Genomic DNA, 11,256 nt, shown 5'->3' on the forward strand with positions numbered 1-11,256 from the left:
GGTCGAGGCATCGGCTGGTGGCAGGCCCTGCTGCGGTTNTTGATCGCCAGTCTGTGGTTGGCGCCGGTGGCTTACCTGCACCNNGTCTTCANGCTCGGCTTGATCGGTCTCAGCCTGGGAGCCGGTTTTGCGTGCCTGCTGCTGCTGCTGGCGTTGCGTTTGCCGGACCGTTTTTCGGAAACGGAACTGGTGGTGTTGCCCAAAGGCGGCAACGGCTAACGCAGCCGATGCAGCGCGTAAAACCCGGCACCGAGAAACAGCAATGATGGCAGCGCGGCCCCCACCAATGGCGGGTAGCCGTACAGCAGCACCACGTTGCCGAGCAGATAATTGATCAGGAAGAACACCAGCCCGAGCAGCAGGCCGACCAGCAAGCGCTGGCCGACGCCCGCCGAGCGCTGCGGGCCGAACACGAACGGCATGGCGATCACCAACATTGCCATATAAGCCAGTGGCGCCAGCAGCTTGCGCCATAAGGCCAGCCGGTAGCCTTGGGCGTCCAGTCCGTTGCGTTCCAGGTAGTCCACGTAAACCAGCAGGTCGCGGATCGATAGTTGGTTGGGGTTGGCGGCCAGCACTTCCAGGATCTGCGGGCTGATGGCCGAGAGCACCGTCAGGCTGGGCAGTTGCTCGCTCAGCACTTTGTCGTCGTCGAAGACGCTGCGGCTCACGCCTTCCAGCACCCAGTGGCCGGATTGATAGCGCGCGCCCTGGGCATGGGTGGCGGTTTCGAGCCGGGCCTCGGCGCTCACCTTGAAAATATTGATATCCGCCAACCGGACGCCCGGCAGCACCCCTTGAACGTGAATGAAATAATCGCCGTCGCGCGCCCAGAAACCCCGGCCGCCGCGAATCGCCAGATTTTCGCCCTTGTCGATGGCGCGCTGTTCGCGGGCGAACTGTTCCAATGGCGGGGCGGCGAACTCGCCCACCAGCAGCACCGCCAGGCTCAACAGCAGTCCGGCCTGCAGGACGGAGCGGGTCAGCCGGGTCAGCGACAGCCCAGCGGCCCGCATCACGATCAACTCGCTACCACTGGCCAGCGCGCCCATGCCGAGCAATCCGCCCACCAGCAGCGCCATGGGGAACAGTTCGTACAGTCGCTGGGGCTGGACCAGTACCAGATAGCGGAGCGCCGCCACGAAGCCGTAACCACCGGTGCCGACGTCTTCCAGTTCCGCCAGTAGACTCAGAAAGAATTCCAGCAGCAGCAGCGCCAGCAGCGTGACCAGGGTCGTTATGGCGACGGTGCGAAAGATGTAGTGATCCAGCAGTTTCATGCGACGCTCCGACGCAAGACGCGCCGCAGCAGGCGAATGCCATGGCTGGCAGCGTGGTAGTGCAGCAGCAGTCCGGCGCCGAACAGCAGAAACAGCCCGTGCACCCACCACAGACCGACGCCTCCCCCGACGATACCGTGGCTGAGCCAGGATTCGCCGACGCCGATCAGGTTGAAATTGACGGCGTAGATCAACAGGGCCGCGACAATCCGGCCGTAGCGGCCCTCGCGCGGCCGGGCGCGGGCCAGCAGCGGCGCCCATAGCGCGATGACCAGCACTTGAAATGGGTAGTTGAGTCGCATATGCAGTTCGGCGACCTGAATGGGGTTATTCGAACTCAGTAATTTTCGAGTGGGTAGCGTTTCCCGGTGTTTCCATGCCTGTTGGGGCGCGCTGGCATCGACCCGTAACGCCGCCCGTTCGAAGCTGAGGATTTCATAATCCCCGTGGCCTGGGATGCCCCGGTAGCGGTAACCATGCTCCAGCACGATGTGGCGCAGGTCGTTCGCGTCGGTTTCCTGCCGCCCCCGCTCGCCGGTGGTAATGCTGATGTCGCCGTCGGGCTCGCGGCTTTGGATGAAGACGTTGTGCATCTCTTGTTCGTCCAGGCCGCTGATGTAGACCACATGTCGACCTTCCAGCACTTCGCGAAAGGTGCCCGGCGTGAACATGGAAATTTCGGCTTCCTTGCGGGCCTTGGCCAGTAGCTCGAACTGGATCTCCATGGTCACCGGCGACAGGAACAGCGAAAGCCCGGCGGTGAGCAGGGCCAACGGCACCGCCAGCAGAAACACCGCGCGGTAAGCCGATAGCGGGCCGTAACCACAGGCGGCCAGCGCGGTCATTTCATGATCGCGATACAGTCGGCCCAGGGTGAGCACGATGCTCAGCAGAAACGCCAGCGGGATGAGCAGGCTCAGAATTTCGATCGCCTGAAACCCGAGGAGGAGGAAAATGGAATCACGCGCCAGCAGGCCGTTGGCGACCTGGCTCAGGTAATTGGCGAGCCGGTGGCTGAGGACCATCGCCAGCAGCACCAGCGCGGTCGCCAGCAGGGTCAGGCCGATCTCCCGCATCAGGTAACGGTCAATGATGGAAGGCACGTTCGAGGGCGCTCCGTTGCGGGCCTGACTGTGAGGCGTGGTGATTTCCGGCTAAACTCAACACATTCAAGATGCTGTATCGCCCTTCATCATCCGGCGGTTCGGTGGAAATATCCTGTGTCGTTTTCCAGGCGCCGACGCATCCCCAACCGCTCCGGCGGTTCGGCCGCGTTCCACGGCTCCGCGGCTTGCCTGGTCCTGGGTCCGACAGGACCCATCACTCATTCAAACTCGGAGGAAATCCGCCGATGGAATTTACGGTCAAGAGCGGCAATCCAGAAAAACAGCGCACCGCCTGCCTGGTGCTGGGCGTTTACGAATCCCGGCGACTGACCGTTTCGGCCGAACAGTTCGACGCCGCCGTCGGCGGCTATCTCGGCAACCTGCTGCGCCGTGGCGACCTGGAAGGCAAGTCGGGCCAATCGCTGCTACTGTTCAACGTGCCCGAGGCACTGTGCGAGCGAGTGCTGCTGGTCGGCTGCGGCCGGGAGCGCGATCTGGACGATCGCCGCTTCCAACAGATTATGACTCACGTCGCTACGGCTCTGAACGAGACCGGTGCCACCGAGGCAGTGGTGTATTTGACCGATCTTGCGGTCAAGGGCCGCGATCTCAACTGGAAAATCCGCCAGATGGTCGAGGTGGTCGAGGGGTCGCAATACCGGTTCGACCTCCTCAAAAGCAAAAAGGACGCACCGCGCCGCTCCTTGCGCAAGATTATACTCAGCGTACCCGGCCGGCGGGAACTAGCGGGCGGCGAACAGGCGGTGATCGAGGGGGTCGCGATCAGCGCCGGCGTCAAGCTGACCAAGGATCTGGGCAATCTGCCCGCCAATCTGTGCACGCCGAGTTATCTGGCCGAACAGGCTCAGACGCTGGCGCGGGAATTTCCGGCCCTCCGGGTCGAGGTGCTGGAAGAGGCCGACATGGAACGGTTGGGCATGGGCGCGCTGCTGGCGGTGACACGCGGTAGCGCCCAGCCGGCCAAGCTGATTCGTCTGGACTACCGGCAGGGGCCGGCGGCGCATAAACCCTACGTATTGGTCGGCAAGGGCGTGACCTTCGATACCGGTGGCATCTCGCTCAAGCCGGGCGAGGGCATGGACGAGATGAAATACGACATGTGCGGCGCGGCCAGCGTGCTGGGGACGTTACGGGCCTGCGCCGAACTGAAGTTGCCGCTCAACGTAACCGGACTGATTCCGGCGGTGGAGAACATGCCGGGCGGACGGGCCACCCGACCGGGCGACATCGTCACCAGCCTGTCCGGCCAGACCATCGAGATTCTCAATACCGACGCCGAAGGTCGGTTGATCCTGTGCGACGCCATGACGTACGCCGAGCGCGACGAGCCGGCGGCGGTGATCGACATCGCTACCCTGACCGGCGCTTGCATCATCGCCCTGGGTCGTCACCCGCACGGTTTGCTCAGTAACCATCCCCCGCTGGCGCATGCGCTCACCGCCGCCGGCCAAGCCGCCGCCGACCGGGTGTGGGAACTGCCGTTGTGGGAGGATTATCAGGAGGGACTGGACAGTAATTTCGCCGATATGGCCAATATCGCCGGCAGCCGGGATGGGGGTGCGATCATGGCGGCCTGTTTCCTGTCCCGTTTTGCCAAGAAATACCATTGGGCACATCTGGATATCGCCGGCACCGCCTGGAAAACCGGCAAGGCCAAGGGCGCGACCGGGCGGCCGGTGCCACTATTGACCCAGTATTTGCTGGACCGGGCCGCCGAGGCGCAGCGGGAGGATGGGCGTGCCGCGCATTGATTTTTACGTGTTGCCCGACCAGAAGGAGAATGGTCGGGCGCTGCTGGCCTGCCGGCTGGCGGACAAGGCATATGGTCTCGGCCATACCGTTTATCTTTTCACAGCGTCCGAAGCGCGGGCGGCGGCGCTGGACGATCTGTTGTGGACCTTCCGGCAGGACAGCTTCGTTCCGCACGAGCGTTATCCGCTGATGGGGGAGGAGGGCTCGCCGGTGTTGGTCGGCACGGCCGCGCCGGCGACGGTGGAGGCGCAAGTGCTGATCAACCTGGCCGATGCCTTGCCCGAGGGTTTCGAGCGCTACGATCGAGTGGTGGAACTGGTGGACCAGCATCCCGAGGTGCTGGCGCAATCGCGCGAGCGATTCCGGCAATACCGCGAGCAGGGCTGCGCGCCGGAGACGCATAAGTTGTAGCAGCGAGATCGCAGGGTTTACACGGGATGGCCTGTACTCTATTCAACAGATTATCCGGGTTCGGATTAGTGTGCTGCCGCACAACTCAACCGTTGGGAAGTTATACAGAAATTTTATAATCATTTGTTGGGAGCCACATAATGGCGGACCTGTGGGATGACCCGAATCTCACTTTCTCGAAAGTGGTCTTGAACTGGTTGCTTAGGAGAGACAGCCGGATCTTAACGACCGGGTTCAATCGTTCACTGATCGCCGCGATGGAGCTTCAAGTAGATAAAGAGGAGTTGGCCTCGCTATTGAGCGGGATGAGGATTATTCCAGACGCCTACCTAATCGATCATAAGAGAAAGACCGTCTTTCTCTTTGAGGTGGAAGATACAAACCCAATCACACCGAACAAACTTAGGAAATTAAGTGAGATATGGTTCCGTTTAGACTCCCTGGGGTGGGAGATGCGGGTGTTCCTAATTGATCGGTACATGCATCATTGGAGCGTGCTTCCGCTTTCAAAGGTGTGGCACGCGCTCGAATATGAAGACGGCTCTAAGCGTGATCAAGCCGATAGCACAGCCGGAAAAGAGACGGACTGGGAGGATATCTACCAGAGCCTCAAGCGTTCACACGTTCTTGGGGATGATGGATGGATCTAGCTCCTAACCAGCCACTTCATCGGACACCCAAAAGGCTATCGCTTTTCGGGCGTTGCCGAGCTTGTTTTTATGCGAAGAGTTGGAGGCAAAGTGCAAATCTTTTTTAGTATTGGCGTTAAGTAACTTGCTGTAGCTAATGAAGATTTCCGAAACTCTAATCATGCTCAAAGATGATGGATGGTATTTGGTCGCCACGAAAGGAAGCCATCGTCAATTCAAGCATTCATCAATCTTGGTTGGGTGACTGTTCCCGAGAAACCAGACGATCAAATCGCGCCGGGAACAAAGAACAGCATTTTCAAACAAGCAGGCTGGAAGTGACATCATGCGCTATGCAATCGTCATCGAAAAAAACAGCTAATAACTTTTCCGCTTATGTCCCGGATCTTCCGGGCTGCATCGCTACTGGCGTCTCGGTAGAGGAGGTCGAAGCGGAAATCAAGGAGGCTATCGCTTTTCACCTTGAGGGTATGAGAGAAGATGGAATCGCACCTCCCATTCCCCAAAGCCAAGTCGAGTATGTGGAAGTGGCCGCATAACAATCGCACCAAAACATTGCAGATGGCGTGTGACTTGGCCGTGCAGGAGACAGCTCAGTGTGGTCAAGGAGCGTGTGATGAGCGAGTAGATACAGAAATCTCGCGAGTCAATTGCCCCATATAGCGCAATCCCTGGATCGCCCGGCTGCCGTACCACGAGGTCATTTCCCCATCGATCAGCCGCAATTTCTCGGGTGGGCAATTGTAATCGCGGGCGAAACCTTCCAAATCCTCCGGCAGAAACCGGTACGGCTCGCTGCTGAACAGGATCAAATCGGCGGCGTCCAGTAGCGTTTTGTTTATTTCCAACTCCGGGTAGCGCGCCTCGCATTCCGCTGGCAGTGTTTCCCAACCCACCAAGGCCAACATTCGGGCGATGTAAGTATCTCGATTGATGCCCATCCACGGCTTGCGCCAAATCAAATACAACACCTGTCGCCGAGGCCAAGCGACTTGCCGCAGTTCCGCCAAGGTTCGCTCGAACCGCGCCGCCAGTGCTTCCGCTTCCGCCACGCGATTGAAAATGCCACCGATCAATCGATACAGCGATACGTTGTCTTCCGGGGTCAGCGGATGGGTCACGATCACTTGTAAACCATCGGCCATCAGCCGTTCCGCCAGTTCGCGCGGATTCTCGTCGATGTTGACGATAACATGAGTGGGCCGCAAGGCTTGAAGCCGGGCGTGGCGAATCTTCTTGGTGCCCCCGACGCTGGGCAAAGGCATGACCAAGGGAGCCGGATGAATGCAGTAATGGGTGCGGCCCACCACCTGATCGCCCAATTTCAACGCGAACAACAATTCGGTGATGCTGGGCACCAGCGAAACGATACGAGCGGGCACGGTCACGGGCGCGTGTCGAACGCCGATGGCGTCGATCAAATCACGAAACAAAGTGCCGACCTTTTTCCCGGACCGATTCCGGGGTCACGCCCGTCCACTGCTTGAAGGCCCGAGAAAAGCTTTTTTCGTTGTGAAAGCCCACGGCCGGTGCGATTTGCTTGATGGGTCTGGATGTTCTGTTCAGCAACTCGACAGCCCGGTCCCGCCGGATTTCATTCTTCAGAGCCTGCAAGGAGGTGCCTTCTTCTTGCAACTGTCGATGCAAGGTCCTGGGCGACACATGAAGTTCCATGGCCAGCGACTCGCCGGTATGCGGACTATCGGGTTGCATTCTCAAAAGTTCGCGAACCCGCTGCACCAGTAGCCGGTCCCGCCGATAGGGAAATATCGTGAGGGGAACCGCGTGCTGGAGCATCTTGTTCAGGGCTCGGTCATCCCGCCGAATCGACAACGCCGCGTATTGAGGATCGAAACTGATCTTGGCGGACTCGGAACGGAAATGCAGTGGACCGGGAAAGAGCATCCGATAGACCTCGACATGCTCCAGGGCATCGAAGGGGAAACAGGTTTCCAGCAAAGGTATCCGCGAATTCACCGCCCAACAGGCATAGCCGAGAATATACCGAAAGAGCGTGGCGAAGCAGAACTCCTCCATTTCGCCCAAATCCCGATTGATCTGAATCACGATGGCCGCCGCCGACCGGGTCACGGTGAATTTCAGCGCGATGTCATCCGTCAATAAGCCGTGATAGCGGCACCATCTTTTCAGGGCAACTTCCAGGGTTGGCGATCCGAGGGTGGCCCGACATAGCATCCCATAACTGCCCCACGGCAGCCGGCGCGAGAACCACCCCAGCGCCTCGTCGTCCAGTTCCTGGATGGCAATGCCGAACAGGGTTTGCATTTGCGAGCCGGTGACGCGGTTTCGCGGGTCCGACAGGAATTCTGGCGCAATCCGTGCCCGCCGCAGTGCATCGCCCGGGTCTTTGCCGTAGCGTCGATAGGCCGCCACAATAGCTCGAACGAACGCCACGGGCGTTATCGCGACCTCAGTCATCACCGGCTACTCGTTTTGCGTCAAATCACAATGCCATTCAGAGTGGCATGAATTGCAACCATATTGGCAAATCTCACCTTCCAGTTCTTTTTACCATTGCACTCGTCGAGAGCGGCGGGTTCGATGCAATCATGAGGTGCCTGGTGGCCCGAAGCGGCCAGCGAGTCCCTTGGCATGGCGGCACGGCTTCTCGCCGCAAGAGTCGCCGTAAAGGCGTATTATTTTAGCGCATAAAGCGCATTACTCTTTAAGGAGAATTCCTTCCATGTCCGCGGTCATCAGTTCGTTCAGATCTCCCTCGCCTGGCGTCGATCAGGTCCGGCCCCGGCACAAAGTCCGCTTCGTGACCGCCGCCAGTCTGTTCGACGGCCACGACGCCTCAATCAACATCATGCGCCGCATCCTGCAAGCCAGCGGCGCGGAAGTCATCCATCTCGGCCACAACCGTTCGGTCGAGGATATCGTCACCGCCGCCTTGCAGGAAGACGCCCAAGGTATCGCCATCAGTTCCTACCAGGGGGGGCACGTCGAGTTTTTCAAGTACATGATCGACCTGCTGCGAGAGCGCGGCGGCGCCAACATCAAGGTCTTTGGCGGTGGCGGTGGCGTCATCGTGTCCGAGGAGATCCACGAGCTGCATCAGTACGGCGTCGCGCGCATTTTCTCGCCGGAGGACGGTCAGGCCATGGGCTTGCAGGGCATGATCGACCACATGGTCACGGTCTGCGACACCGATCCCGCCCAGTACGCGCCCCAGAGCCTCGATGAGGTCCAGGCCGGCAATTGGCGGGCGCTGTCCCGCTTGATCACCGCGCTGGAAAATCAGGCGATCGCCCCGACGTTGCGCCAGCAAGTGCTCGACCAGGCCCAGGCCTGTGCCGTGCCGGTGCTCGGCATCACCGGCACCGGCGGTTCCGGCAAGTCCTCGCTGACCGACGAACTGGTGCGGCGCTTCCGCCTGGATCAGGACGACCGGCTCAAGATCGCGGTCATCGCCGCCGACCCCTCGCGGCGCAAGACCGGCGGTGCGCTGTTGGGCGACCGCATTCGCATGAATGCCATCACCGGTCCGAATCTCTACATGCGTTCGCTGGCGACCCGCGCCGCCGGCAGCGAGGTTCCCGAGACCTTGGGCGATATTCTCGCCGCCTGCAAGTTGGCCGGTTTCGACCTGCTGATCGTCGAAACCTCCGGCATCGGCCAGGGCGACGCCGCCATCGTGCCGCTGGTGGATCGCTCGCTGTATGTGATGACCCCGGAATTCGGCGCCGCATCGCAGTTGGAGAAGATCGACATGCTCGATTTTGCCGACGCGGTGGCGATCAACAAATTCGACCGCAAGGGTGCCGAGGACGCGTTGCGCGACGTGCGCAAGCAGGTACAACGCAACCACAAGGCTTTCGGTCAATCGCCGGACGACATGCCGGTCTATGGCACCATCGCCGCCCGTTTCAACGACGACGGCGTGACCGCGCTCTATCACGGCGTGGTGGGGCTGCTGCGCGAGCAGGGATTGGATCTGTCGCCGGGCCGCTTGCCGCCGGTGGCGAACAAGGCGTCCAGCGGCCAAACCGTGATTGTGCCGGCGGCCCGTGCCCGCTATCTGGCGGAAATCGCCGATACCGTGCGCGGCTATCACCGCCATGTGGAGGAACAGGTCCGGCTGATCCGCCAGCGCCAGCAGTTGCGTGCGGTCCAGGCCATGCTGGAGACGGTCGGCAAGCCGGTCGCCGATCTGCAACCGTTGCTGGAACAGGTCGAAGCGCAGGTGGACCCGCACGCCCGCAAGCTGGTGGATATGTGGCCGCAGGTACGGGAAAGTTACCTGGGCGACGAGTATGTGGTGAAGATTCGCGACAAGGAGATCCGCACCCCCCTAACCCGGCGCTCGCTGTCTGGCACCCGCATTCCCAAGGTGGCGATTCCGCGCCTGGAGGAGCATGGCGAACTGCTGCGCTGGATGATGCGGGAGAATCTGCCCGGCAGTTTCCCCTATACCGCCGGGGTGTTCGCCTTCAAGCGCGAAAACGAGGACCCGACCCGGATGTTCGCCGGCGAGGGCGACCCGTTCCGCACCAATCGCCGCTTCAAGAAGCTGTCCGAACACGCCGAGGCCACCCGGCTGTCCACCGCCTTCGATTCGGTGACGCTGTACGGCTGCGACCCGGACGAACGGCCGGACATCTACGGCAAGGTCGGCAATTCCGGCGTCTCCATCGCCACCCTGGACGATCTGAAGGTGTTGTATTCGGGCTTCGATCTGTGCTGCCCGACCACCTCGGTGTCCATGACCATCAACGGCCCCGCGCCGATGATTCTGGCGATGTTTTTCAACACGGCTTTCGATCAGCAGATCGAGAAGTTCGAAGGCGACAATCACCGGCCGCCCACCGACAACGAGATCGAGAAGATCAAGGAATGGGTGCTGGCCAACGTACGCGGCACGGTGCAGGCCGACATCCTCAAGGAGGATCAGGGTCAGAACACCTGCATTTTCTCCACCGAATTCGCGCTGAAGATGATGGGTGACATTCAGGAGTATTTCGTTCATCACGGCGTCCGGAATTTCTACTCGGTCTCGATTTCCGGCTATCACATCGCCGAGGCCGGCGCCAATCCGATTTCGCAACTGGCCTTTACCCTGGCCAACGGTTTCACCTATGTCGAATCCTATCTAGCGCGCGGGATGCACATCGACGATTTCGCTCCGAATCTGTCGTTCTTCTTCAGCAACGGCATGGACCCGGAATATTCGGTGATGGGTCGGGTGGCGCGGCGGATCTGGGCCGCGGCCATGCGCGACAAATACGGCGCCAACGAGCGCAGCCAGAAGCTGAAATACCACATTCAGACTTCGGGCCGTTCGCTGCATGCCCAGGAAATGGATTTCAACGACATCCGCACCACCTTGCAGGCGTTGATCGCCATTTACGACAATTGCAATTCGCTGCACACCAACGCCTACGACGAGGCGATCACCACCCCGACCGAGGAATCGGTGCGGCGTGCCATGGCGGTGCAGTTGATCATCAATAAGGAATGGGGTTTGGCGAAGAACGAGAACCCCAATCAGGGTGCGTTCATCATCGAGGAATTGACCGATCTGGTGGAGGAAGCGGTGTTGCGGGAGTTCGAGCGAATCAGCGAGCGCGGCGGGGTGCTGGGGGCGATGGAAACCGGCTACCAGCGCGGCAAGATTCAGGAGGAGTCGCTGTATTACGAGACCATCAAACACGATGGCTCCTACCCGATCATCGGCGTCAACACCTTCCGCAACCCGAACGCCAAACCGGATCAGGTCAAGGTCGAACTGGCCCGCTCCACCGATGAGGAGAAACAGAGTCAGTTGCGGCGACTGCGGGAATTCCAGGCGCGGAATCAACCCGAGGGTGACCGGATGCTGGCGCGGCTGAAACAGGCGGCCATCGCCAACGAGAACTTGTTCGCGGTACTGGTGGATGCGGTGCGCTGCTGCTCGCTGGGGCAAATCACCGCGGCGCTGTTCGAGGTCGGCGGGCAGTATCGGCGGAATATGTAAGGTTAGACGCAAGACCCAGCCGGTCGGGACCACCAATAAACGGGGGACCTCGTCGGCTG

The 11,256-nt window shown here is 60.5% G+C and carries 8 protein-coding genes and 2 pseudogenes; 6 read left to right on the top strand and 4 right to left on the bottom strand.

Going from position 1 to position 11,256, the window contains the following annotated elements; translation table 11 throughout:
• Positions 1 to 215: 215 nt before the first annotated feature.
• Both lptG and lptF read right to left on the bottom strand, forming a co-directional pair.
• Entirely contained in the window at positions 216 to 1,280 is a 1,065-nt protein-coding gene (lptG, locus tag E4P82_RS02115) for an LPS export ABC transporter permease LptG (RefSeq protein ID WP_169247355.1), read from the bottom strand.
• Positions 1,277 to 2,383, bottom strand: coding sequence for an LPS export ABC transporter permease LptF (lptF, locus tag E4P82_RS02120; protein WP_169247356.1), 1,107 nt, complete (start codon positions 2,381 to 2,383; stop codon positions 1,277 to 1,279). Before lptF ends, lptG begins: the two co-directional genes overlap by 4 nt.
• A 248-nt stretch (positions 2,384 to 2,631) precedes the next feature.
• On the opposite strand from lptF, the gene E4P82_RS02125 reads away from it, so the two are divergent.
• From E4P82_RS02125 to E4P82_RS02145, 5 genes and pseudogenes are all read left to right on the top strand, one after another.
• Positions 2,632 to 4,158: a leucyl aminopeptidase gene (locus tag E4P82_RS02125; protein ID WP_169247357.1), complete on the top strand. Its 1,527-nt coding sequence runs from the start codon at positions 2,632 to 2,634 to the stop codon at positions 4,156 to 4,158.
• Positions 4,145 to 4,570, top strand: a complete 426-nt coding sequence (locus tag E4P82_RS02130) for a DNA polymerase III subunit chi (RefSeq protein WP_169247358.1) — start codon at positions 4,145 to 4,147, stop codon at positions 4,568 to 4,570. Before E4P82_RS02125 ends, E4P82_RS02130 begins: the two co-directional genes overlap by 14 nt.
• 140 nt (positions 4,571 to 4,710) lie before the next feature.
• On the top strand, positions 4,711 to 5,220 hold the full coding sequence (locus E4P82_RS02135) for a hypothetical protein (RefSeq protein ID WP_169247359.1): 510 nt from the start codon (positions 4,711 to 4,713) through the stop codon (positions 5,218 to 5,220).
• A 136-nt stretch (positions 5,221 to 5,356) separates the two neighbouring features.
• A pseudogene (locus E4P82_RS02140) lies at positions 5,357 to 5,541 on the top strand (type II toxin-antitoxin system HicA family toxin).
• Between the two features lie 4 nt (positions 5,542 to 5,545).
• Positions 5,546 to 5,759: pseudogene (locus E4P82_RS02145) on the top strand (type II toxin-antitoxin system HicB family antitoxin).
• A gap of 63 nt (positions 5,760 to 5,822) precedes the next feature.
• Here the strand turns inward: E4P82_RS02145 and E4P82_RS02150 are convergent.
• Both E4P82_RS02150 and E4P82_RS02155 read right to left on the bottom strand, forming a co-directional pair.
• Complete coding sequence (locus E4P82_RS02150) at positions 5,823 to 6,653, bottom strand: helical backbone metal receptor (RefSeq protein WP_169247360.1); 831 nt, start codon at positions 6,651 to 6,653, stop codon at positions 5,823 to 5,825.
• A complete protein-coding gene (locus E4P82_RS02155) occupies positions 6,643 to 7,659 on the bottom strand; it encodes an AraC family transcriptional regulator (RefSeq protein ID WP_169247425.1) in 1,017 nt (338 codons plus the stop codon). The genes E4P82_RS02150 and E4P82_RS02155 overlap by 11 nt, the downstream gene beginning before the upstream one ends.
• Before the next feature lie 265 nt (positions 7,660 to 7,924).
• Here E4P82_RS02155 and icmF point away from each other — a divergent pair, with 265 nt between their 5' ends.
• On the top strand, positions 7,925 to 11,197 hold the full coding sequence (icmF, locus tag E4P82_RS02160; RefSeq protein WP_169247361.1) for a fused isobutyryl-CoA mutase/GTPase IcmF: 3,273 nt from the start codon (positions 7,925 to 7,927) through the stop codon (positions 11,195 to 11,197).
• The last annotated feature ends 59 nt before the right edge of the window (positions 11,198 to 11,256 follow it).

The sequence above is a fragment of the Candidatus Competibacter phosphatis genome, assembly GCF_012939995.1.
In the GTDB taxonomy this organism is placed as follows: Bacteria; Pseudomonadota; Gammaproteobacteria; order Competibacterales; family Competibacteraceae; genus Competibacter; species Competibacter phosphatis.

Excerpts from the sequence above, each read along its gene's own strand:
- E4P82_RS02155 (WP_169247425.1), bottom strand. The coding sequence starts at position 7,659 with ATGACTGAGGTCGCGATAACGCCCGTGGCGTTCGTTCGAGCTATTGTG.
- E4P82_RS02135 (WP_169247359.1), top strand. The coding sequence starts at position 4,711 with ATGGCGGACCTGTGGGATGACCCGAATCTCACTTTCTCGAAAGTGGTC.
- E4P82_RS02125 (WP_169247357.1), top strand. The coding sequence starts at position 2,632 with ATGGAATTTACGGTCAAGAGCGGCAATCCAGAAAAACAGCGCACCGCC.
- icmF (WP_169247361.1), top strand. The coding sequence starts at position 7,925 with ATGTCCGCGGTCATCAGTTCGTTCAGATCTCCCTCGCCTGGCGTCGAT.
- lptG (WP_169247355.1), bottom strand. The coding sequence starts at position 1,280 with ATGAAACTGCTGGATCACTACATCTTTCGCACCGTCGCCATAACGACC.